This is a genomic window from Coleofasciculus sp. B1-GNL1-01 (assembly GCF_040220235.1).
Classification (GTDB): Bacteria; Cyanobacteriota; Cyanobacteriia; order Cyanobacteriales; family Coleofasciculaceae; genus Coleofasciculus.
The window spans coordinates 19,876-42,598 of the sequence record NZ_JAVJTO010000020.1; the positions used below are offsets into that span (position 1 = coordinate 19,876).

Genomic DNA, 22,723 nt, shown 5'->3' on the forward strand with positions numbered 1-22,723 from the left:
ACTCCTCCATAGCGGCGACAGTCTCTGCCTCTAGTTTAACCTTTTCCCCAAATATCCTTTATCGGAAATATTTATTCTAACCAAAATCCGTAGCATCTTGGGGAGCAGGCGTACAGGGGAGATGGGGGAGATGGGGAAGATGGGGAAGATGGGACAGAGAATTTACAAAGGATGAATGACCAATGACCAATGACGTCCTCACCGTTAACTTTAAATTTTCCCACCTACTTACCCAATAATTGCACCCTGTTGTTTGAGTTCTCGCTTCATTGGCTCAGAGAGTCCAGAATTATTTCCAAATCGAGTTCCCTTAACCTTCACATCCGTGAGATTTGCATTAAACAGGTTGGCACCAATAAGATTAGCATGATTGAGATTTGCCCCCGTCAAATTAACGTGACGTAGCAAAGCTTTACTCATATCGCTTCTACTGAGGTTACTATTGCTCAAATCTGTGCGAGTTAAGTTCGTTTTCTGAAGATTAGCATGACACAAACTGGCATAACTGAGATCCGCCCGATCCAAGTTAGCACTACTTAAATTGGCGTGGTTTAGCTGAGTCCAATTGAGTTGAGCGCATCTAAGATTAGCATCCCTGAGATCTACATCCTTAAGATTGGCTTTACTGAGATCAGCATTGCTCAGATCAGCATAGCGCAGGTTGGCATTCACTAGATTCGCAGAATTCAAGCTAGCATTACTTAAGTCAGCACTACTCAGATCGGCTTGCTGGAGATTAGCACGACGTAGTTTAGCACTTTTTAAAGTTGCACAGCATAGATTAGCTTGTCGCAAGTCAGAACAACGTAGATTGGCTTCACTGAGACTCGCACCGCTCAAATTAGCCTCTTGAAGCATCGCACCGCTTAACTCCGTGCGATCAAGCATCGCACCGCTTAAGTTTGTCTGACTGAGTTTGGCAAGACTCAAGTCGGCTTTGCTCAAATCAGCCCCCGCCAAATCAGCCTCCCGTAAATCTGCTGCTCTCAGATCCATATAACGGATATCTGTTCCTCTTAAATCAGCGCTCCGCAGATCCGTTCCTTTCAATTGAGAAAAGACGCGATAGTTATCAAGATCCATAACATAAGCATCTGGCTCATCGTCATGATCACTAAGTTTAACGATGTTATATTGAGTGTCTTCGGTACAAATAGCAAAAATAATCTTGAAAACTTCCAAGAAATTAATCAGCCACTGACAGTCTTTTTCAGTAGAATTTTCGTAATATCGGATTAATTGAGCAATACAAACATCAAGATGCGTTTGAGCATATTTACAAATTAAAATGATTTTTAGGAGAATCACGACTAAGGTTAAAGGGTTGCCACGATTCGTTAACAAAATAAATAGAGTCGAAGGTTCTCGACCATCTTCAGTTGTTAGAACCTCAATCATTCGCCGACATGTTCGTAGTAGTAAGTCACCACTAATCGGTTTAAGATGATGATTTTCATAAAGACTATCTAATCGAGCAAATAAATACTGATCGAGTATTTCCGAATAAACAGGAGTATTAATTAAAAACAACAAATACTTTTTTAAATCCTGTTTAAAGTCTTGGTAGCTTTGATTTTCAACGTATTGGTTTAAATGATCAGCATAACTTCGGCAATTAACCAAGAGTTGCCGAGAGCTTATTTTTTTAATCAGTTGGATGACGTGAGGACCTAGACGAGTTGGATTACTAATTTTTTTATCGGAGTTAAAATTAGGAGAATCATATCGAGCCGTATACATGGCTAGATCAAACTTAAATTTTTTCCTCAGCCGTCTAGACAAATTTTTGGCAGTTTCTCGCTGTTCAATTGGATTGCGAGAGTCCAGATATTGAGGAACTAATAAATAAGATGTATACCGATGACTCCAGTGCTGTTGTTCGGCTTCAGATTCAGCCGTATAGGGAGCCGAAAATAATTTCAGTTCTTGATAATCGTGGCTATCAACAAAATTAGCAACATACCCTTTTAGCCGACTCATGGAAGGGGATAGAGTTGTCGGCTTAAGCGGAGGCTCACCAACTAAGTGAATCAGGTTTTGAATAAAATCATAACGGCGTTTTGAAGACCAGTTATTGATTAAAATATAACAAGATCGTTTTAAAGTATTCCTGAATTCTTGGTCATTTTTACTGGCAACAATTGTATCAAGTGCCGTTTTTACATGAGATTCACTCGGCTCTTTACCAAATACAAATAATTGGCGAAACTCTTGTAATACAGTTTCTGGAGGATTGTGATGAACAATTTTGATCAAAAATTGATAAATAACCTCCTGAGCCTGCTGAATATTGAAGTCAGACCCAGAAATGTCCTCACCTGATACATTCAATTGTTCGCCTTCTGGCAAGATGCGCCCCGTCATGATCCAAAAAAATGTTGACAATAATTATAGGATTAAAATTTTGTCATCGTTATAGTTTAGTAGCATACGGAATAGACAATACAGCTCGGATCAGCTCTAATTCTTCTCCCTCTCCTCCTCTAGTGCAAGAAGATAGAAATAACTGAACAGCTACTAGCTCCCCCAGCGTCTTAGAACTCTCTTCTTAGCCGAGCAGTATAGGGGCGTGCAAGGGAGATTTTCGCGGGTCAGTACTGACCACCCCACTGCACTAGCCAAATTTTGCCGACGGGAGAAGGAGCAACTGCGATCGCATAAGTAAGTTAGCTAACCCTTGCTAAGACAAGTCTATTCTTCATCATACCTTAGTCTAGCTTTCTGGAACGTCGCCCAAAAGCGGCTATCCCTCCCACCGTCTTGGCTGGGGTAGTAAGGATAGCCATTGTGTACTGTCTTCACCGTTGATGGTTCAGACCAGATTCTTCGCTTCGATATCATACGACAGGTTAGAACGCAACTTGGTATCAAATCCTATAGCCCGGATGAAAACTGTTGCTTGGGCCACTGATACTTCGTTCTTGACTTCAGGGATTCAGCTTGACGACTACCTCCCACATTTCCCAAGGCGGTATTTCCTTTGCTCTTACTACTTTGTAACAACTGGTGAGCCATTAACACCATTAATGATTCAAAAACTGACGTTTTTTCATTCGGATTTAGTGTAACAATGGGCGGTCGGTTTTTGTCATTCATAAAGCCGAGGGCAAAGGCAACATGCTCTTGTCCCAAAGCGCCAGGTAAATCCATACAAGTTAGACCGATTATCATCGGAATTTGGACTCGGCTGTTCATAAACGAGATAATTTCGCGAGCATCATTAAAAGAGCTAGAACGATTGGCTGCTACCAGTAAAATATAGGCATGAGCGCGACGAATCAATAAATCCCACATAAAATCAAAGCGCGATTGACCGGGAGTCCCATAAACTTGTAACTCCATATCCCGACCTAAAATTCGCGTACCAAAATCGAAAGCAACAGTTGTGCGTTTCTTCATTAACGATGTGTTATCTGTCGCTTTGCGTTCTGTGTCAATTACTGTCGTTTGACTAAAAGTTCGCACAAACGTCGATTTACCAGCACCTACTGTTCCGGTTACGACAAGACGCATTGTTTCCATTATATTTTCTCCGCAGTATTTCACCTAAGTTTATGAACGTCAGATCCGTTAAGCGAGTAACTTCCTTACAGCACACCACTGTAAAAACATATAAAATTACCCGGAATTGCACTACAGCCGAAATTAATTAGCTAACCTTTAGTGTTGTCTAACCATTTAAACGGAACTGGCTCCGGCGGCAATGAGTCGCTTAAATAGACGTTCAGTCCAGCCTGTTTCTTGAAGTACGGCGGCTGCACTGACTTCAATGTAGGCTTGCTCAATGAAGGCTAAATCGATCATACAAATTCGACTGAGTGCTTCTTGCAATTCAGCAGGTTTGTCATTGGCTTTGAGTCGTTTGTCTATATCTCGTATCACCGTTGCCATCGCCGGAACAACATGTTGAGGTCCAATGCCAATTCGCACATGCACTAAGCCAATCCGCCAACGACGTTCAGCATAAGCATTCCCCCAGTCATCCATACCCGTAAACATTTCGTAAAACCACTGAACAAAGGTTTCCCGGAGCCGATGGATGCGATCAGGTGTGTGATTTAAAATTGCATTCATTTCTGGATCGCTGCCTAAGTAAGCGTAGAACTGTTCGGCTACCTCTGGTGCAATTTCTTTTCCCCAATCAGCATGGGATTTCAAGAGGGATTTATCGGTTTCAGTGAAATGAATCCGAAATTCCATCTTTTGCAAAAAATCATAAGCGTTCAGGGTCATATTTTTCTCTGATCTGGAGTTTAGGGTAAGTCTCAAAATAGAGTCTTCTCTAGTTTTAGCAATTTTTCTAGAGTATTGTCTGCTTGGTTTATGATAAAACTATGAATATTTTGAATGAATGGTAAAAGGCAGATAGCATCAGGTTTATTATGTGTACGTGCTTGTTTAAGCCGTTCAATCTATCCTACTCTTTATGGCGACAGCTATCCCATTCATGCTATTCAAGCTTTTCCATAATTTTCTCCCAAATCCGGACGATCTGGTAATTTTTTGGCGTTAAGCCTGTATAGTTTTATGAAGCTAATTTTTAGAGTTGTGTAGCTCTAAAAACGAGCCAGTAGATTAGATGTTTCACCCTGTTAACATAATGATAGACAGAATTAAACTCATTATCAGGATAAATGCGCCCCCCCAATAAAGAATGAGACGCTGAGGCTGAGGCGTCTGAGTAGAAGAAGAAGTTTCAACGCTTTGTCCTTTAATCGACTGTAACCATTCAGCGACTCGTTGAAACTTGGGCAAGTTTGGATGAAGTTTTGTTAGCGAGTCTTGCCATAACTGAATAGCTTGTTCTGGCTGATTATTTTGAGCAGAGAAAATACCCATATTGGCTAACGTCTGACCTTCTCGGTAGCGATCGCGTAACTCTTGGAACATGGACAGACTCTGCTGATAGCAATCGATCGCGTCCTGGTTCTGCTGCTGCTGAAAATACACATTCCCCAGATTACTGAACGTCTTTGCCATTCCGGGGCGATCGCTCAACTCGTTAAAAATACCCAAACTCTGCTGATAACATTGGTTCGCCTTTTCCCACTGACTGGCTAACGAATACACATTTCCCAAATTAATCAGTGTCTGCGCCTCTTTGTCGCGATCGCCTAATTCTCGGCTGGCTGCCAAAGCCAATCCATGAGTGCGTTCCCAGTCTCCCCAGTACCCATGGGTATTAAAGAAATTAACCAAATTCTGAGCTAGAGACACCACCACATCCCACGCCTCCGCTTGATGCGCCCACTCCACCGAGGCTAATATATTCGGTCGCTCGATTTCAAACCAGTATAGAGCCGTCAACAACCAACGACGCTCCGTAGGTACTTGCTCTTTACCCTTAACCACAGATTGAACCAACTGGCGACGAGTTTCTGGATTAATCGCCAAATCCACCATTTCAGCCGTCTCCAGATACCAGCGACTCAGGCGTAATCGAGCCGCTTGTCGCACATCCGCAGGTTCTTGCTGCGCCAACTGTCCTCGGGCAAACAAGCGCACCACATCATGGAAACGGTAACGCCCTGGACTCACTGGGGTGACAAGCTGCCATGCCACTAACGTATCAAAAGAGTGCTGCGCGATCGCAGATTCCACCTCTAACAACCTTGGCGCAACTTCTGCCTTAAAATTGACACCGACTAAAAGTCCCAGTAAACGGAACAAACGCGCCGATGCTTCATCCAGTGACTGATAACTGAGGATAAGGCTAGGGCGCACCGACAAATCACTCAGGTGCATTTGTGCCAGTCGCCGTTTTTCATGCTTAAGTTTACTAGCATAATCAGCCAGTTGCCAGTGGGGGGATTGGCGCAGAAAACCCCCTGTAATCCGTAGCGCCAACGGCAGATAATCGCACTGAGCCATAATCTGTTGAGTGGCGTCTGGTTCAGCCGCGATTACCTCTGCACCAATAAGATTTTCCAGGAGCGATCGCGCCTCGGGTTCACTCATCATCGGTAACTCGACAATCGTCGCCTCCTCCAACCCGTTAATCTGGCGGCGAGTCGTAATTAAAACCGCACAAGTGGAACATTTAGGGAGTAAAGGACGAATCTGAAACTCATCGCGGGCGTTGTCCAGGATAATTAATACCCGTTTCCCTGCTATCACAGAATGATACAGTTGAGAACGTTCACTCAAACTTTGAGGCATCGACTGATCCTCCACACCCCAAACCCGCAGAAACCCCGCAAGTACGTCTAAGGGGTCGAGAGGTTGTCCTTCACTTCCACGCAGGTTGATATAGAGTTGAGCATCGGGAAACTCAGATTGTAACTCATGGGCAACTTGCACTGCTAAAGCCGACTTGCCCACACCTGCGACACCCGTGACGAGTGCGATCGCCGCCTGGGATTCTTGACCCAATGTTGCCTGTCTTAGCACCTGGGTTATGCGTTCGAGTTCCCCTTGGCGACCTGTAAAATCAGCCAGTGGCAGCGGTAACTGATAGATCGAAGTCGGGTGAGTCAACGTTTGCTGATAAATCTGTTTTGCTTGACTGGGGTCAACCGTCACCGCATCTTGCACTAAACCATGAAAGTGCAATTCATATCTTGATTTATTTCCACTCATCGATTGCTGCTATATAAAACTAACAATGACCCTCATACTTCAGCCTAGTCACCCTAACCTAAGCTGGAAATTGGTTTGGTCTTACCGATAATACAGACTGACAACGACCTGTTATCACCTGCCATATCCTCAGTTTTTTCTCCGGGCAAAAATATAGACATTCCCCTAAATCTATCCTGACTCAATTTTTTATAAAACGCCAGATATAAGTGTTACATCACTCAAATTGGTTTGATTTTTATCTTCAATCAAATAAAATTAGCGGACGACCCGGTAAGATTAATGACCAACTGAAGTCTACTCAATTTACTCGGATCGCCCGATACTAAAGCTGGCAAGTTTTAATGTTTTGCCAACGTTAATTCGTAGAGTAAAGCCGCCGCAGCACCTCCTAACAATGGACCAACCCAATACACCCAAATATTACTGAGTCCTCCCCCTAATAAAGCCGGTCCTAAGTGTCGTGCGGGATTCATTGCCCCCCCACTAATCGGACCGCCAGCGAGGATATCTAGAGCTACCGTTAATCCGATAAATAATCCCCCAATTTGGGGGGCGCGTGGATCAATAGCTGTGCCGAAAATAACAAAGACTAAGAAAAACGTCAGAAAAAACTCCATCGTTACTCCACCAATCGGACTGACTCCCGATCCCAAAGCTGGCGTACCCATACTGACAGCATTGAGAACCTGGTTGGGAATACTCAGCTTGATCAAACTAGCGGCGAAAATCGCGCCTAAACACTGGCAGAGAACATATCCACCTGCATTCTTGGGATCAATTTTACCGGTTAGCCATGCTCCAAATGTCACGGCGGGATTGAGATGTCCACCACTGACGGCGGCTGTGGCGGTAACCATTACAGCGATGGTTAAGCCATGGGCTAAAGCAATACCCGTTAGTCCGGCGGCTCCTTTAGTGATATGGTTCGCTGCGATCGCGCCAACTCCAATGAAGATTAAGGCAAACGTACCAATAAATTCTGCAATGAATGCTTTTCCTTTCATCGCTTTAATTTCTCCTACAGTACATCGTGTTAGCTGGCTGATCAACGTTGGCTTGATTTGATGATGCCAACGAGAACGTATCTAGTCATAGATGTTTTGTGATTGATGTCCCTGTAATGGAGATGTAACACCTCGATTGTTTTCGCAACTGAGTGGGTGAACCGATGTTCAACTCAGGTTAAAACCCATCGTGTAAAGCTTGAAACTGGATTGGTACACGGGTTTAGGTAAAATCGAAAGAAAAACGAATATCCTCCTAATTGGTTAATTTTCAAGAGAGAGACGCTGATTTTTTGCGTCCCACTCGGAAAATAGTTGTACCGATTCACCTGGAAACTTACTGTAATTTTTATCGACATCCCACTCATGAATTGAGTTGTAAGACTAACTCAGGCTACATCTTAGCTTAAGATTGGGGTGATAATAAATTACAGTTCCTTTTTAAAAGTCATCGACTTATAACGGAATAGACTACCTCATCGCCACTTTCAAGTCATCAACGATACGCTGAATCTCTAACTGTAAAACACCCTGTTTGGCATCTTTCCCGGCGAGGACGATTAAAACAGCATCGTTACCACAATTGGTCAAAATGCTAAACCCTTCACCACTGGCAACGCTGATTTGATCCATGCCGCCTTTAGCGAGTTCAGCTCCAACTTTCTCACCCAGAGACAGCATCGTAGCTGACATGGCAGATACCCGCACATCATCAATACCACCGGGTAAACTGGATGCAAGTGGCAAACCATCTGGAGTTACCACGGCAGCTCCCTCAACATCAGAGACTTTATAGACAAAGTTTTGGAGGATACGAGTCATTTTGTCAGCATCAATCGGCATTTTTTTGCTCCTACGTATTTTCAGAGATTTAAGTTCAGTAACTTATTAGTCTTTGATTGACTGAAACAAACTGACAATGTTTATTTCTATTAAGTTCTTCATTAAAACAATCTTAATTCCGGATGTTTTTTGTTAATTTACAAGTTCTTTAAAGATAGTTTTTTAGCAGTAATTAACGCCCAAGTGAGTCTATCATTGGCAATTTTTATTGCCAATAATAACCTTGTATTAAATACTACAATTAAGCTAATTAAAATCAGTAGTTTGAAATTTTTATCGGCATAACACTAAGACGTTTAAGAACTTCTGAGTGAGAATTACAGCACTTTCCGCTCTTATGGGATACGTTTGATCCCCCTAAATCCCCCTTAAAAAGGGGGACTTGAACGGTAGCAGGGTGTGTTAAGTGGGTGGACACAATTAAGGTTAACGGTTGAGATGAGGGAACAGGGAACACCTCGACCCTTCGACAGGCTCAGGGCATCGCTTACCTCGACTCCGCTCGGTAACACGCTCGGTGTGTCACAGGGAACAGAGAACAGTAGGGTGATTTACTTGCACTTAATACAGCCATTACCCCTGTATTTTGCCGATTGAGTCGTTCAAATTCAATTGATCATTCCATAAGTAAGCGAGGGTAATTTGGGCAGAGAGAACAGTTCCGTAGTATTCACCCTGAAAAAATTGACGAGACAAAGCTAACCTCAGCGCAAGTCGGTGAGGTTGGCGTAAGGGAAGCCTACCGTTCAAACAAATAAGCTTAACTTAGTCATGACAAAAGACGTTTGGCTTTTATCGTGACGTGAAATAGAACATCTTTACTGATGTTTTACTTCCGCGTAGCGGTACTTGTTAAGTGACCTAGAAGCTAAAAACTATTTGGTCAATAAGTGGGTCGTTTATGTTTGCCAATTTACACTAGCGAACAAATTTTATTACCTGAGAAGTTTAGGTTTGTACTACATGTGTATAACATGTTTTACGTTATCTAAACCCTAGTGCGATCGCTAAACAATTGTCAATACAGTTAAGTATTCTTTTTTTACTTAAAGCCATAATTTTTTTTTATTTATAAGTGTTGTCATAAAGCTTACTCCCCTCCCCGTAGAAGATTACCTATTTTTATCTCCCCCAACTCTCCAGACGCTTCTTGCATCGCGAAGGGAACAGGGAACACCTCGACTTACCTCGACTTACTTCGGACTTCGGCGTGAGGCTTCGACGGTGAGCGCTCAGCCGAACCGCGCTCAGTCGAACGCTTCGCTCAGTAACACGCTCGGTGTGTCACAGGGAACAGGGAACAGTAAGGGTTTGAGGGTCATTTACAAAACTTGTCGGAGCGTGCTGTTTTCTTTTGTCCGACCACTTAGCGCTCCCCAAATGCTCCCCGTTCTCTAACCAACCCATGAAAAAACCCGGTTAAAACCGGGCAACACTACCATTTGATGGAAAACTTATCCAGTCATTAAGCTATGTTGACAAATTTTTGAATACCAAGTGGAGTACTACTTTGTAAGTTCATAGTCACAGGTGAGTGGGCAAGCTGCAAAAATTGACTTATGAAGAATATTCTGCTCACCATGTAACCAGCTTAACCAACGGACTTCCTTCGGATTGACGCCCTTAAAGGTTAATACAGCAGCGCCGAACAAAATACCAAAAACATTCGCGCCAATCAAACCAACGGCGACAAGCAAAACGGCACTAATTGGCAAAAGTGATTGTAAGGAAATCGCCATAATTGCTCCAAGCGCCACCATTAAGACAATCAGCGGAAACCCTGCCACTAAGAGACTTACGGTTAGGGTAAATGTCCAAATTAAGAAGCCTGTGACCTTTTCGTTGAGTGAATACGTCTTTGTTAAGTTTTCACGGGTTGTCATTTCCATGGACGTTCCTCCTATCGGGGGTAAAAAATGGTCTTTATGTAACAAACCTTTAATCAATTTCTGTAATGTAAGAAATTACGAAGGTAAAAACCAGTATAGTGAACTTCTCCGGAGAAATGAGCTTTTTTTTAAAAAAATTTACAATCAGGGTAGACTATTTATGGATCGCTGAGAAGATCAGACCGACAAGTGAGTTCAAGCCTTGATTCCAGTTCATCTCTGCCTATAGATAGATATTACTGAGCTGTTTAGCCTCCAAACCCTTCAAGGGTATGCCCTTAGCGCCTTCATAACTTGAATATGACCAATCCCCTAGATTGATTTTGTTAACATTTCTTATGGTTTTGTGCCATGCTTCTCATAAACGCTCGGCTAACTTCAAAATTAAGTATCTGGACATACAATTCTGTACACTGTACTAAGAAATGTTAATCAGCGTCTACTTCCCCTCAATCCAAATAAGCAAGATCCCCGACTTCTCCAAGAAGTCGGGGATCTGTATAACTACCTAGATAGGCGAATCCATTAAGACAGAACCATCCGCAATTCACCCAGAGTGCGCTTGATGTCCAGCATCAACAGTCCTTGCTTCGCCGTTTTCGTCGCCAGGACTAGAAACACGGTATCTTCACCACAACTGGTGAGGATACTTAAGCCCAGATCACCCTCGACATAGATACGATCAATTGCACCGCGAACTAATTCTTTACCAATCCGTTCCCCTAAGGAAAGCATCGCCGCCGACATTGCAGAGACTCGTTCGTCATCCATACCACTGGGTAACGTTGTCGCCAGAGGTAAACCATCAGGGGTGACAATCGCAGCCCCTTCCACATCAGACGCGGCGGAAGCAAAGTCTTTGATGATCATTCCTAGTTTTTCGGCGTTAATCGCCATTTGCATACTCCTTATTAAATTTCCAACAGTCTTTGCAGTAATAGATACTGAAAGCTGAGACGGCTCCCGTTCCTCCCGACACTGTTACTCTTTGAGTTCAGGACGAACATTCCTGTTGATTTCACCCATAATGGTGTACTCAAACAGATCACAGCTACCACCTTGTAAGAGTGATTCAATTTGATTTCCCTGCAAGCGCTGATCTAAAAAGGCTTCGAGAAATCCTTGAATCGCCCCCATGGTGAAAGAAGCTACCCGGGTTGAGCCTTGAAGTTCACCGACGGAGTCAAAGGTTTCGCGAGTATAGACTTAGTAGACATCGCCGTCTTTGATTATCTTGTCAATGACGCACAAACGAGATCCCTCTTTGCCCAAGGCTAGCTGGGCTTTTTCCGTAATGTCTTCCAGGGACACGGAGGCATCCTTGTCTACCAAATTGAGCTTTTCGGCTAGCTCTTTACCCCGTTGGCGACCTGCAGAAAGCATGGCGATCGCCGCCGCTTTGTCACCTAGGGCATCCTCGATACCACTAACGATCGCCTTCATTTCTCCAATACTGCCAAAGTCTCCCAGTTCTTGACGTGGATCTTTCGCTGAATCTGCCATAGTATTTTCCTCATTTGATGTTCAATTTTCGTTGTAATTAAGAGTTCAACTGTTCAGACAAAAATATGTTTCAACAGCCAAATTCTGGGAGGGGTCTTAGGAAATAATTCCTGTTCTTGTTATAGCAGTTAATTACCGAAATATCTGAAGAATAAATGGTTTCTTAATTAATTTATGCAAATAATTTAATTGTAAATAAACTCCCTAAATAAAAACAAATAAAACAAAAAAATAGCAAACAATCGAAAATACACCAAAAACAAATTAAGCAACAGAAAGATAATATAGCAATCCTATTTAGGTCGTGGCAATTTTCAAAAATGAAACCCTTGCTATACCTGGGTTTCGAGCATTTTGCTTGTTGCATCCTATTTAGGATTGCTATATAGCAATTCTAAATAGGTCTTGAAAAAGAAGAAAATAGAAAAAAGCTTTGAAACTCTTTCCCATTGCCCATTCCCCATTCCCCATTCCCGAAAATTATCAGATTTTTGGACACGACTCAAATAGGATTGCTATACCCGATTCAATGGTAAAATCTATTCCATGATTTTAGCTGTGTCACACCAGTAGGGACACGACATGTCGTGTCCCTACTAATGGTGATTGAGAGGCTAAGATAGGCTTGCAGCCTTATGCTTTTCTTGGTTAGCTAGGTGATCAATCAATCACGATAGAACCATCCGCAATTCACCAACGGTGCGCTTGATGTTCAGCATCAACAGTCCTTGCTTCGCCTCTTTCGTCGCCAGAACCAGAAACACGGTATCTTCACCACAACTGGTCAAGACACTAAAGCCCTTTTCACCCTCGACATAGATACGATCAATTGCACCGCGAACTAATTCTTTACCAATCCGTTCCCCTAAGGAAAGCATCGCCGCCGACATTGCAGAAACCCGTTCGTCATCCATACCACTGGGTAACGTTGTCGCCAGAGGTAAACCATCTGGAGTGACAACCGCTGCTCCTTCGACGTCAGACGCGGCGGAAGCAAAGTCTTTGATGATCATACCTAGTTTTTCGGCGTTAATCGCCATTTGCATACTCCTTGTTAAATTTCCAACAGTCTTTGCAGTAATAGATACTGAAAGCTGAGATTTTTTTGGTTCCCCCCAACGCTGTTACTCTTTGAGTTCAGGACGAACATTCCTGTTGATTTCACCCATAATGGTGTACTCGAACAGATCGCAGCTACCACCTTGTAAGAGTGATTCAATTTGATTTCCCTGCAAGCGCTGATCTAAAAAGGCTTCGAGAAACCCTTGAATCGCCCCCATGGTGAAAGAAGCTACTCGGGTTGAGCCTTGAAGTTCACCGACGGAGTCAAAGGTTTCGCGAGTATAGACTTTGTAGACATCGCCGTCTTTGATTATCTTGTCAATGACGCACAAACGAGTTCCCTCTTTGCCCAAGGCTAGCTGGGCTTTTTCCGTAATTTCTTCCAGGGACACGGAGGCATCCTTGTCTACCAAATTGAGTTGTGTTGCTAGCTCTTTACCCCGTTGGCGACCTGCAGAAAGCATGGCGATCGCAGCGGCTTTTTCACCCAGCGCATCCTCGATACCGCTAACGATTGCCTTCATTTCTCCAATGCTGCCAAAGTTTCCCAATTCGTGACGTGGATCTTTCGCTGAATCTGCCATAGTAATTTCCTCATGTAATGATCAAAATTTGTTGGCATTAAGAGTTTAGCTGTTCAGATACGAACAGGTTTCAACAGCCAAATGCTGGCAGGGGTCTTAGGAAATAATTGCTTTTTTTGTTTTAGCAGTTCATTTTCAATATGTCTGCATACTAAACATTTTTTAAATTAATTAAATAAAGAATTTATGGTCAAATTAACTCTCGCTGTGATCCCCAAATATTTAAGGTATTCATTTTATTAAAAACAACTATAAAAACAGTGTTTTTTATCCATATTCTCTCATAATACAATCATTATAAATTAATTTTAGCGATAGTTTGTTTAATTTGTAATCTCAACAGTGGAATAGCTGATCGGTTGAGTTGACGTCTGTTAAGTCATTGGACAAAAGAAAACAGCATGCTCACTAAGTTTTGTAAACAAGGCTTCCCCATCTCCCCCAGCTCCCCCAGCTCCTCTTAACCGAGAAGTATTGGGTAGGGTGGGCAATGCCCACCCTACATTCCTGGAGCCTTCTGCCTTGCTGCGGTCAGCTAGGGTCAATTACGACAGAACCATCCGCAATTCACCCAGGGTGCGCTTGATGTCCAGCATCAACAGTCCTTGCTTTGCCGTTTTCGTCGCCAGAACCAGAAACACGGTATCTTCACCACAACTGGTGAGGATACTTAAGCCCAGATCACCTTCGACATAGATACGGTCAATGGTACCGCGAACTAATTCTTTACCAATCCGTTCCCCTAAGGAAAGCATCGCCGCCGACATGGCAGAGACTCGTTCGTCATCCATACCACTGGGTAACGTCGTCGCCAGTGGTAAACCATCAGGGGTGACAATCGCAGCGCCTTCAACGTCAGAAGCTGCTGAAGCAAAATCTTTGATGACCGTTCCTAATTTTTCGGCGTTAATCGCCATTGTGATACTCCTTGTTAAATTTCCAACAGTCTTTGCAGTAATAGATACTCAAAGCTGAGATTTTTCCTGTTCCCCCCGACGCTGTTATTCTTTGAGTTCAGGACGAACATTTCTGTTGATTTCACCCATAATGGTGTACTCGAACAGATCATAGCTGTCACCCTGTAAGAGTGATTCAATTTGAGTTCCCTTCAAGCGCTGATCCAGAAAGGCTTCGAGAAACCCTTGAATCGCCCCCATAGTAAACGTAGATTGCCGATCTGAACCTTGGGATTCACCAACAGAATCAAAGGTTTCGCGAGTATAGACTTTGTAGACATCGCCATCTTGGATAATCTTGTCAATGACGCACAAGCGAGTTCCTTCTTTACCTAAAGCTTTCCGGGCTTTTTCTGTGATTGTTTCTAGGGATACGGAGTCATCCTTGTCTACCAAGTTGAGTTTTTCGGCTAGCTCTTTACCCCGTTGACGACCCGCAGAAAGCATCGCGATCGCCGCCGCTTTTTCGCCCAGCGCTTCTTCGACACCGCTGACGATTGCCTTCATTTCTCCAACGCCGCTAAAGTTGCCCAGTTCTTGACGTGGGTCTTCTGGTGAGTTTGTCATAATACTTTCATTTTTTGACAGCACAATTTGTTAGCATCCAGAGTTTAGCTATTCAGATTAATCCATGTTTACATAGCTAAATCTCGTGAGGAGTATTGCCTAACAACTTATGGTTTTACTTTAACGTAAAAACACTGCAATTCAATGTATATGTTAGATTTTTTTAATTAATTTAATATAGATTTTATGCTTAAATATACTTTCAATATAATATTTTTTTGATTAATTTATTTTGCCTATAAACAACCATTATTTTACTGTCACACATCTCAATTACTATGACATATACGATTAACAAATAACAGTAGCCAATAATTAAATAAGATTGTTTTTGTGTACTAATGAACGATGATTTGGTTTCGTGAATGACTTAAATTACTAGAGCAAACCCCCTTTTTAATTTAAAAGAGGGGGGTTTTGGAGAGAGATTCCGATATTAAATTGGTGAACAGTAAGCTATTATGCATTTAAATGAGGTATAGGTAGTAAGCAAAATGCTTAATCTTAATGTAGTGAGCAAGATGCTCACACTACGATAAGAATTTTGCAATTCTTGACATTAAGGTTTAAATAAGTGGTCAGACAAAAGAAAACGGCACGCTCATTAAGTGCAAGTAAATCACCCTCAAACCCTTACTGTTCCCTGTTCTCTAATCTCCACCGTTAACTTTAATGAAAGTCCACCTACTTACCAAATAGCTTATTACTCCTCACCTGCAAGGTGGATATGTCAATCAACTACGACAGAACCATCCGTAATTCACCCAAGGTGCGCTTGATATCCAACATTAATAATCCTTGCTTCGCCGTTTTCGTCGCCAGAACCAGAAACACGGTATCTTCACCACAACTGGTGAGAATACTTAAGCCTTGATCACCTTCGACATAAATACGGTCAATGGTACCGCGAACTAATTCTTTACCAATCCGTTCCCCTAAGGAAAGCATCGCCGCTGACATCGCAGAAACCCGTTCGTCATCCATACCACTGGGTAACGTCGTTGCTAGAGGTAAACCATCTGGGGTGACAATTGCAGCACCTTCCACATCAGACGCAGCTGCTGCAAATTCTTTGATGATCATTCCCAGTTTTTCAGCATTAATAGCCATTGTGATACTCCTTGTTCAATTTCAAATAGTCTTTGTAGCGATAGATACTGAACGAAAACTCGAACCCTTTTAACGATTTAATGCAGGAAGATCCGCGTACTCTAACACATCAAAATCCCCCCCCCGTAAGACGGATTCAGATTGAGTTCCCCGTAGGCGCTTACCCAAAAATGCTTCGAGAAATCCTTGAATTGCCCCCATGGTGAATGTACATTGCCGTGATGAGCCTTGAGATTCGCCGGCTGAACAAACAGTTTCGCGAGTATAAACTTTGTAGATATCACCCTCTTGGATAACTTTATCAATGACGCATAAACGAGTTCCATCTTTGCCCAAGGCTTCCTGCACTTTTACGGTCACATCTTCCAGGGACATCGAGGAACCCTTGCCTACTAAATCTAGGTCTTCGGCTAACTTTTTACCCCGTTGGCGACCCGCAGAAATCATCGCGATCGCGGCAGCTTTTTCGCCCAGCGCTTCTTCGACACCGACAACGATTGCCTTTAAGCAAACAATGCTGCTAAAGTCTCCAAGTTCTTGACGTAGTTCATTCTGTGCAATTGCCATAATATTTTCCTCGTTTGATGCTAAAAATGTTGACACCGAGAGTTTAGCTGTATAGAAACAATGTTTTTATACAGCTAATTTTTTGGTTAGTTTTAGGTAATAATCCCTACTTCTGTTTTAGCAATTAATTCAAAAACTGTCTGTAGTTTTCTATGATATTTTTATGAAGCATATATAAAGCCTATAGCCCAGTATATTTTTAAGTAAAAATAAATTGTATTGGCGCAATCCATCCCTACACCAATGCAACGTTGTCAAAGGATAAATCCTATGACAAAAATAAATTGAATTGAGTAATCGTTCGTTTAATTTCTAATTTCAACAGTCCTGGTTTAGCTGCCTTACTCGCTAAAACCACAAAAACAGCATCTTCCCCGCAACTGGTCAAAATACTTAAGCCATGGTTACCTTCCACACAAATGCGAGCAATAGTTCCCCGAGCCAGTTCGTTACCAATCCGCTCACCCAGCGACAACATTGCTGCTGAGATTGCCGATACTCGTTCATCATCCATATCAACTGGCAAACTAGCAGCTATGGGTAAGCCATCTGGAGTAATTATTGCTGCACCTTGCACATCAGGGGTATTGCTTACAAAGGTTTGTAAAATACGCCCTAATTTGTAAGGATTAATCGCCATAGCTGTGAAAATCGTCATTCGTCATTTGTCATACTCGAAGAGCGCAAGAAGCAAGCTACGTTTTGGGTTTGATGCTTGTTTACACAACAAGCGAGAGCGTGCCGTTTTCTTTTGTCCGACCACTTAAGTTTATATTTACTATTCCTCAATTCAAAAGATTTTTTCAGGCATTTTATATAATAAAATATTTAATATTTATTAAAAACATGAGCAATATTTCTTGACTAGGAATATGTCATGCTCTCAAAAAAACTATGAATTTTGTCTAAACAATTTGATCAGTCAATACTTTTAATGCCGTTAATACTGAGAATTTTACTCGAGGATTAACCTTCAAAACAGGTGAACAATCTTGGTTGGTGGCAATGCCTAAATGTTTGACTATTTCTTCTGTCGGTATAGCCCCAAAACAATCAGTATGAGTTAGACCAATAACCATCGGTACTTGAACGCGATCGTTCATAAAAGCTAAAATGTCTTTAGCGTAGGAAAAACTATCTGCTTGATTAGCCTTCACCAGTAGAATATAAGCATCAGCCCCTTTAATTAAAATATCCCACATAAAATCAAAACGGGTTTGACCGGGAGTCCCATATATATGCAAGTTTTTCTGGGCATCTAAAACTAATTTGCCAAAGTCAAAGGCAACGGTAGTTTTATCCTTAAACAAGGATTCTCTTTCCGAATTACTAACCTTACGTTCTATTTCTACAACATCAATTTCACTAGCTGTACGTACAAAAGTAGACTTACCTGCTCCTACAGTTCCGGTTATAACTATACGTATATTTTCCATGAAATTTATTTGAGCATTTTTTGTTGTTACTTTTATTGGCTGGCATAACGGGAGCATAAACAATTACTACATAAACTTTGTTTTATTGACCTCCATAAATCAAAAAACAAAATTACCTTGATCGTGATTTTGAAGACTACTCTTGTTGTTTGATGTGGAAGGAAAAACAGAAAATGCTAGAGTTGAGCAATGTCAGGATATTTCTGGCTATTATTTGCAATTCATTACAGCCTTTTAATAGTACCTGACAATTGTGTTTTACTTTTTACAGTAAGATAGACTTAAGGTCACCAAGAGTCCGTTTTATTTCCAACATCAAAAGTCCTTGTTTGGCTTGTTGAGTGGCTAAAACCAGAAAGACAGCATCTTCACCACAACTGGTCAAAATACTCAAGCCTTGGTTACCTTCAACATAGATGCGATCGATTGCACCTCGAACCAGTTCTTTACCAATTCGTTCACCTAAAGATAGCATCGCCGCAGACATGGCTGATACCCGTTCATCATCCATATTACTAGGCAAAGTAGTTGCTAGAGGTAAACCATCTGGAGTGACAATAGCCGCCCCTTCAACATCATTCGTCGCCGAGACAAAATCCTTAAGAATATGTCCTAATTTTTCAGAATTGATCGCCATTGATTGTTTTACTCCTGCTGAAATTTGAGAGATTGCTAATACAGTTAAGCGTTGAGTTACATCGAAGCTGCACCTGTGGAAATGAGGCGCTTAAATAAGCCTTCTGTCCAGCCAGTTTCTTGAAGTACGGCGGCTGACGTGACTTCAATGTAGGCTTGTTCAATAAATGCCAGATCAATCATGCAAATTCGACTGAGGGCATCCCGTAATTCTTCATTTTTGTCTGCCTCTTTTAGCTTTTGACCTACAGCATTAACCACAATTGCCATGGCTGGAACCACATGTTGCGGTCCAATGCCAATCTGCACATGCACTAGACCAATTCGCCAGCGGCGATCGGCATAAGTATTACCCCAATCATCCATACCTGTAAACATTTCGTAAAACCATTCAGTAAAAGTTTCACGCAGGCGATGCATCCGTCCTTCTTTGGCATTCAAAATTTCGCTCATTTCTGGATCTCGTCCCAAATAAGCATAGAAATGATTTGCCATTTCTGGAGCGATGTCTTTGCCCCAAGTCGCGTTGGCTTTGAGGATTGCTTTGTCTTCATCGGTAAAGCTAATACGCTTTTCCATTTTTTCCATAAATGCATGAGCATCTAAGGTCATAGTTTTCTCCTACCAGCATGAATTTTTAATCTTCTTCATTAATAACAAATAATTTTTGTGTTTGTCCATGTTTTTTTGTATTGTTTTAGTAAAGAAACTTTGATATATAAAATTAAGCAGCACAATTTATTTAAATGCCCAATTAAAACTAAAGCATGGCATTTAAATAAACTGAACACACCCCCGTTTATTAGGGTGATTGAATTCAAGAGTATTCAAGTATTAGGAAATAGATGGCAAATAGAATGAATGCTATCGTACCTTGCTAGGCTCATGCCGAACTTTATCAGCCTAAACTAATGCTGTATTAACACTAACACGCCTACACAAACTAAATCTGCCTCAAACCTTTGCCAATGACAAAGGACAAAAGACATCACGTTCCTGACATTACCTTTTTTCGTGGGTTAGCAGATAAGTCCGGAGCGTTAGCTCAAATTAGTATTGTGGTCATCTCTAGTCTTGTCTCCAGATATACAGTTTCGCTTATGTATATTTTTATTATTTGTCATCATAATTTAAGGATACTTTGCTTTTATTGCACGGAAGGGGGAGAATTCAAAGCCCTGAAGGGGTGACAAGCTCGCGTCAAAGGTAGGCAGGGTGTGGGGTATGGGGTGTGGGGTGTGGGGCTTCTCGGTAAGGAACACTACACCCTACACCCAGTAGTACCTTCAAGTCCCTTGTCACTCCCTCAGTTCAAAGCCCCTCCCCGTGGTGGGGAGGGGTTTTGGGAGGGGTCTGACCCCTCAATGACCAGCAATATCCTTATAGGGGAGGGCGAGGGAGGGGCTGACGCCCCAGTTAATTGACCAGTAGTATCCTGGAAAAAGTCGGGGTGTGGGTAAGAGACTTACCGAACTAGCCCAAACTGACTTTAATCTGGGTAACAGTTCGACTTATATCCAAGTTGAGAGCGCCTTGTTTGGCATCTTTCCCAGCCAGAACGATGAAAACGGCTTCTGGACCGCAGTCGGTCATAATGCTGTAGCCGTCATCACCTTCGACTAAAATGCGATTCGTTTGACCTCCCAAGAGTTCTTTGGCAATCCGTTCACCCAGAGACAGCATGGTAGCAGACATGGCGGAAATCCGCTCTTCAGCCACTGAACCCGGTAAGCTAGACGCCAGGGGTAAACCATCCGGCGTGACAATCGCAGCACCGACCACATCAGCTGTTGTCGAGACAAAATTCTGAACCAGATGACTCAGTTTTTGAGTATTGATTCCCATTCTTGTGTTTCTCCTTAACGTTAATAGAGGACAATGAAGTTAAGTTGTGTAACGAAAACAAGCATGGCTGACTGGTTCGATGTTATAGTTACCTACTTCTGGGTTTTAGCCCAAACGGTAAGGCTACCCAGTCAGCTCACGATGAGCATAAGGCGGCTAAGAGAAGATTTGCTGAGTGTGATAGCAGAGCAATCCTCTTAGCTGCTTTTTGTCGAATTACTCAACAGTAATAAACTCGAACAGGTCGTAAGAGTCACCTCGAAGGACAGACTGTGTTTGTGAACCCTTCAATTTCTGCTGTAGCAGTTCGGTTAAGACGCCCCAGACCAAACCTAGGGTAAAGGTACATTTGGGAGGCTCTCCTTCAGTTCCGCCGATCGCGCAGAGGGTTTCTGTGGTGTAAACCTTGACAGTGTCGCCTTCTTGGGTAATCTTGTCAATGATGCACAAACGAGCACCCTCTTCACCCAAAACCTCGGCAATTTGCTTAGTCGCATCTTCCAAGTTTTGGGTACTCCCTTTAAATCCCAACTTTTCCGCTAGTTCTTGTCCGTGCTTACGACCAGCAGCAGTCAGAGCAACGGCTGTCGCCTTTTCACCTAAGGCGTCAGTCATTCCTTCAACTAGAGCGCGGAACGATTCAATACTGCTGAATTGTCCTAATTGATCGCGTTTGAGTTCTAACACGTTGACTCCTTATTTTTGAAAATACATGAGTAGAACACTTTATCAACCAAGAAAGTGTTTGGCTAAACAATGCTTACAAGTCAAATATCCTAGTTTCAGGATTTTTTATAACTGAAATCCTAACCATAGATCTTGGCTTTTTTTAGAAGCATTGCTCCTTTGTTTCTACGAATAACATACAAAATAAATCAATGTCATCCGGAAACTTGGGTGTTTTTTTTCACAGCCATAGACATTGCCAGAGCAATTTATTAGAATGACTATAGTCCGTTTTCTTTAATTAAATTCTTTACTTAAAGTATTTCCATTTCAAATATAAAGTAAATATAATCTTTTGCGAAAACATTTAATGTATCCTTAAAAAATAATAACCAAGATGAATTAAAGATCCATTTAAATTACATATTACCTGTTTCCTGTTCACTGTTCCCTAATCTCAACCATCAACTTTCATAAAAGTCCGATGACATAGTGCCATGGCAAATCTCTGGCGATTACGCCTGCCTCTGTCTCTCTGTCCCTCTTTACCAAAACGTTTCGCTCTATTGTAAAATCGCTTCCTGTTTGATTGTATTACATGGAATACATTTGGCAAATATTGACACTGCCTCAACTCATAAACTATAATAAACGTGATAGAATTTAGAGGTTTGTACACCCAGGGTATACCCTCTCTATTTTTCTCTGAACCAAAAATTTTAGCATCGAACTATCAAGGTTGTGTTTTAGGTTGATCAAGAAAAATTTGCTCAAATAAATGGGTTTTTAAAAATTAAAATCTGTTGCCCAGAGTGAATTAATGCTCAATTTTAAAACTGAGACAATCCTGATTAAAATCTGTTGCTCAGAGTAAATCAACCATCAGGGCAAAAACTGAGACAATCGTCAAGATTTTGAGAGTCTTCAGAAATACAGCCCAGGATTTGTAGAAAAACTAGCTAGTGCAGCGTACTTGAATTTAGCCAATACCCCTGAGTTCAGCATCGCTACAGGTGTTCATTTTTCGGAAAACCCTGTAACCTGTATCCCACCTCATTACGTTATCAGCCGTTGGCATCGAACTCAGGTTAATACAACGCCGCAATTAAGCGGTAAGGTGAATTATGTTTGAACTAATCGTGCAAAACGAGATTGTCGGGGAAATCGTCTTTAGTATCGCACCCGATGGATTTGGTGTGATTAATCTCATCGAAGTTAAGCCTAACTGTCGAGGTAAAGGATTCGGAAATCAGCTTTTAAACGAAGCGATCGCTCAACTTAAATGCCAAGGCGTTAAAGGAATACGTCTGACTCCAATCAAAACCAAGAATCCTTTTATCGTAGATTGGTACAAAAAGAAAGGATTTGTCTTAAACAGAGACAGGATGCTTTTAACGTTTTAACGGGTAATACTGAGAGTTTAATGGGCGCAAGGCTTTGCGCCCTTTCAGTTTCTGGGTGCGAGGCTAATCT

At 42.1% G+C, this 22,723-nt stretch carries 21 protein-coding genes and 1 pseudogene; 1 reads left to right on the plus strand and 21 read right to left on the minus strand.

Features of this window, described 5'->3' with window-relative positions; translation table 11 throughout:
- Positions 1–228 precede the first annotated feature (228 nt).
- The 21 genes and pseudogenes from RID53_RS04625 to RID53_RS04725 all read right to left on the minus strand — a co-directional run bounded on the left by RID53_RS04625 (position 229) and on the right by RID53_RS04725 (position 21,271).
- Entirely contained in the window at positions 229–2,364 is a 2,136-nt protein-coding gene (locus tag RID53_RS04625; RefSeq protein ID WP_446387002.1) for a pentapeptide repeat-containing protein, read from the minus strand.
- 510 nt (positions 2,365–2,874) lie between these two features.
- Complete coding sequence (locus RID53_RS04630; RefSeq protein ID WP_446387003.1) at positions 2,875–3,522, minus strand: GTP-binding protein; 648 nt, start codon at positions 3,520–3,522, stop codon at positions 2,875–2,877.
- Positions 3,523–3,678: 156 nt separating this feature from the next.
- Entirely contained in the window at positions 3,679–4,233 is a 555-nt protein-coding gene (locus RID53_RS04635) for a protoglobin domain-containing protein (RefSeq protein ID WP_446387004.1), read from the minus strand.
- Between the two features lie 351 nt (positions 4,234–4,584).
- On the minus strand, positions 4,585–6,579 hold the full coding sequence (locus RID53_RS04640) for a tetratricopeptide repeat protein (protein WP_446387005.1): 1,995 nt from the start codon (positions 6,577–6,579) through the stop codon (positions 4,585–4,587).
- Positions 6,580–6,920: 341 nt separating this feature from the next.
- Positions 6,921–7,586, minus strand: a complete 666-nt coding sequence (locus RID53_RS04645) for an MIP family channel protein (RefSeq protein ID WP_446387006.1) — start codon at positions 7,584–7,586, stop codon at positions 6,921–6,923.
- Between the two features lie 471 nt (positions 7,587–8,057).
- Positions 8,058–8,429 (minus strand): roadblock/LC7 domain-containing protein, encoded by a 372-nt coding sequence (locus tag RID53_RS04650; RefSeq protein ID WP_446387007.1) that lies wholly within the window; start codon positions 8,427–8,429, stop codon positions 8,058–8,060.
- A 1,505-nt stretch (positions 8,430–9,934) separates the two neighbouring features.
- On the minus strand, positions 9,935–10,318 hold the full coding sequence (locus RID53_RS04655) for a hypothetical protein (protein WP_446357200.1): 384 nt from the start codon (positions 10,316–10,318) through the stop codon (positions 9,935–9,937).
- Between the two features lie 525 nt (positions 10,319–10,843).
- Entirely contained in the window at positions 10,844–11,215 is a 372-nt protein-coding gene (locus tag RID53_RS04660; protein ID WP_446387008.1) for a roadblock/LC7 domain-containing protein, read from the minus strand.
- A gap of 84 nt (positions 11,216–11,299) precedes the next feature.
- Positions 11,300–11,821: pseudogene (locus tag RID53_RS04665) on the minus strand (hypothetical protein).
- A gap of 668 nt (positions 11,822–12,489) precedes the next feature.
- Complete coding sequence (locus RID53_RS04670) at positions 12,490–12,861, minus strand: roadblock/LC7 domain-containing protein (RefSeq protein WP_446387009.1); 372 nt, start codon at positions 12,859–12,861, stop codon at positions 12,490–12,492.
- 84 nt (positions 12,862–12,945) lie between these two features.
- Entirely contained in the window at positions 12,946–13,467 is a 522-nt protein-coding gene (locus RID53_RS04675) for a hypothetical protein (RefSeq protein ID WP_446387010.1), read from the minus strand.
- Between the two features lie 545 nt (positions 13,468–14,012).
- Positions 14,013–14,384 carry a roadblock/LC7 domain-containing protein gene (locus tag RID53_RS04680; protein ID WP_446387011.1) on the minus strand — a complete coding sequence of 124 codons (372 nt, stop codon included), beginning with the start codon at positions 14,382–14,384 and terminating at the stop codon, positions 14,013–14,015.
- 84 nt (positions 14,385–14,468) lie between these two features.
- A complete protein-coding gene (locus tag RID53_RS04685) occupies positions 14,469–14,990 on the minus strand; it encodes a hypothetical protein (protein WP_446387012.1) in 522 nt (173 codons plus the stop codon).
- A gap of 738 nt (positions 14,991–15,728) precedes the next feature.
- Positions 15,729–16,100: a roadblock/LC7 domain-containing protein gene (locus RID53_RS04690; RefSeq protein ID WP_446387013.1), complete on the minus strand. Its 372-nt coding sequence runs from the start codon at positions 16,098–16,100 to the stop codon at positions 15,729–15,731.
- Positions 16,101–16,169: 69 nt separating this feature from the next.
- Complete coding sequence (locus tag RID53_RS04695) at positions 16,170–16,667, minus strand: hypothetical protein (RefSeq protein WP_446387014.1); 498 nt, start codon at positions 16,665–16,667, stop codon at positions 16,170–16,172.
- A 268-nt stretch (positions 16,668–16,935) separates the two neighbouring features.
- A complete protein-coding gene (locus RID53_RS04700) occupies positions 16,936–17,307 on the minus strand; it encodes a roadblock/LC7 domain-containing protein (RefSeq protein ID WP_446387028.1) in 372 nt (123 codons plus the stop codon).
- A 265-nt stretch (positions 17,308–17,572) separates the two neighbouring features.
- Positions 17,573–18,103 carry a GTP-binding protein gene (locus tag RID53_RS04705; RefSeq protein ID WP_446387015.1) on the minus strand — a complete coding sequence of 177 codons (531 nt, stop codon included), beginning with the start codon at positions 18,101–18,103 and terminating at the stop codon, positions 17,573–17,575.
- 265 nt (positions 18,104–18,368) lie between these two features.
- Complete coding sequence (locus RID53_RS04710; RefSeq protein WP_446387016.1) at positions 18,369–18,740, minus strand: roadblock/LC7 domain-containing protein; 372 nt, start codon at positions 18,738–18,740, stop codon at positions 18,369–18,371.
- Positions 18,741–18,796: 56 nt separating this feature from the next.
- A complete protein-coding gene (locus tag RID53_RS04715) occupies positions 18,797–19,351 on the minus strand; it encodes a protoglobin domain-containing protein (protein WP_446387017.1) in 555 nt (184 codons plus the stop codon).
- A gap of 861 nt (positions 19,352–20,212) precedes the next feature.
- Complete coding sequence (locus tag RID53_RS04720) at positions 20,213–20,584, minus strand: roadblock/LC7 domain-containing protein (protein ID WP_446387018.1); 372 nt, start codon at positions 20,582–20,584, stop codon at positions 20,213–20,215.
- Positions 20,585–20,800: 216 nt separating this feature from the next.
- Positions 20,801–21,271: a hydrocarbon-binding protein gene (locus RID53_RS04725; RefSeq protein WP_446387019.1), complete on the minus strand. Its 471-nt coding sequence runs from the start codon at positions 21,269–21,271 to the stop codon at positions 20,801–20,803.
- Between the two features lie 1,103 nt (positions 21,272–22,374).
- Here RID53_RS04725 and RID53_RS04730 point away from each other — a divergent pair.
- The gene (locus RID53_RS04730) at positions 22,375–22,653 is read left to right on the plus strand and encodes a GNAT family N-acetyltransferase (RefSeq protein ID WP_446387020.1); all 279 of its coding nucleotides are present in this window, start codon (positions 22,375–22,377) and stop codon (positions 22,651–22,653) included.
- The last annotated feature ends 70 nt before the right edge of the window (positions 22,654–22,723 follow it).

Excerpts from the sequence above, each read along its gene's own strand:
- RID53_RS04650 (WP_446387007.1), bottom strand. The coding sequence starts at position 8,429 with ATGCCGATTGATGCTGACAAAATGACTCGTATCCTCCAAAACTTTGTC.
- RID53_RS04730 (WP_446387020.1), top strand. The coding sequence starts at position 22,375 with ATGTTTGAACTAATCGTGCAAAACGAGATTGTCGGGGAAATCGTCTTT.
- RID53_RS04720 (WP_446387018.1), bottom strand. The coding sequence starts at position 20,584 with ATGGGAATCAATACTCAAAAACTGAGTCATCTGGTTCAGAATTTTGTC.
- RID53_RS04635 (WP_446387004.1), bottom strand. The coding sequence starts at position 4,233 with ATGACCCTGAACGCTTATGATTTTTTGCAAAAGATGGAATTTCGGATT.
- RID53_RS04660 (WP_446387008.1), bottom strand. The coding sequence starts at position 11,215 with ATGGCGATTAACGCCGAAAAACTAGGAATGATCATCAAAGACTTTGCT.
- RID53_RS04640 (WP_446387005.1), bottom strand. The coding sequence starts at position 6,579 with ATGAGTGGAAATAAATCAAGATATGAATTGCACTTTCATGGTTTAGTG.
- RID53_RS04710 (WP_446387016.1), bottom strand. The coding sequence starts at position 18,740 with ATGGCGATCAATTCTGAAAAATTAGGACATATTCTTAAGGATTTTGTC.
- RID53_RS04655 (WP_446357200.1), bottom strand. The coding sequence starts at position 10,318 with ATGGAAATGACAACCCGTGAAAACTTAACAAAGACGTATTCACTCAAC.
- RID53_RS04645 (WP_446387006.1), bottom strand. The coding sequence starts at position 7,586 with ATGAAAGGAAAAGCATTCATTGCAGAATTTATTGGTACGTTTGCCTTA.
- RID53_RS04680 (WP_446387011.1), bottom strand. The coding sequence starts at position 14,384 with ATGGCGATTAACGCCGAAAAATTAGGAACGGTCATCAAAGATTTTGCT.
- RID53_RS04685 (WP_446387012.1), bottom strand. The coding sequence starts at position 14,990 with ATGACAAACTCACCAGAAGACCCACGTCAAGAACTGGGCAACTTTAGC.
- RID53_RS04675 (WP_446387010.1), bottom strand. The coding sequence starts at position 13,467 with ATGGCAGATTCAGCGAAAGATCCACGTCACGAATTGGGAAACTTTGGC.
- RID53_RS04715 (WP_446387017.1), bottom strand. The coding sequence starts at position 19,351 with ATGACCTTAGATGCTCATGCATTTATGGAAAAAATGGAAAAGCGTATT.
- RID53_RS04625 (WP_446387002.1), bottom strand. The coding sequence starts at position 2,364 with ATGACGGGGCGCATCTTGCCAGAAGGCGAACAATTGAATGTATCAGGT.
- RID53_RS04700 (WP_446387028.1), bottom strand. The coding sequence starts at position 17,307 with ATGGCGATTAATCCTTACAAATTAGGGCGTATTTTACAAACCTTTGTA.
- RID53_RS04670 (WP_446387009.1), bottom strand. The coding sequence starts at position 12,861 with ATGGCGATTAACGCCGAAAAACTAGGTATGATCATCAAAGACTTTGCT.
- RID53_RS04705 (WP_446387015.1), bottom strand. The coding sequence starts at position 18,103 with ATGGAAAATATACGTATAGTTATAACCGGAACTGTAGGAGCAGGTAAG.
- RID53_RS04630 (WP_446387003.1), bottom strand. The coding sequence starts at position 3,522 with ATGGAAACAATGCGTCTTGTCGTAACCGGAACAGTAGGTGCTGGTAAA.
- RID53_RS04695 (WP_446387014.1), bottom strand. The coding sequence starts at position 16,667 with ATGGCAATTGCACAGAATGAACTACGTCAAGAACTTGGAGACTTTAGC.
- RID53_RS04690 (WP_446387013.1), bottom strand. The coding sequence starts at position 16,100 with ATGGCTATTAATGCTGAAAAACTGGGAATGATCATCAAAGAATTTGCA.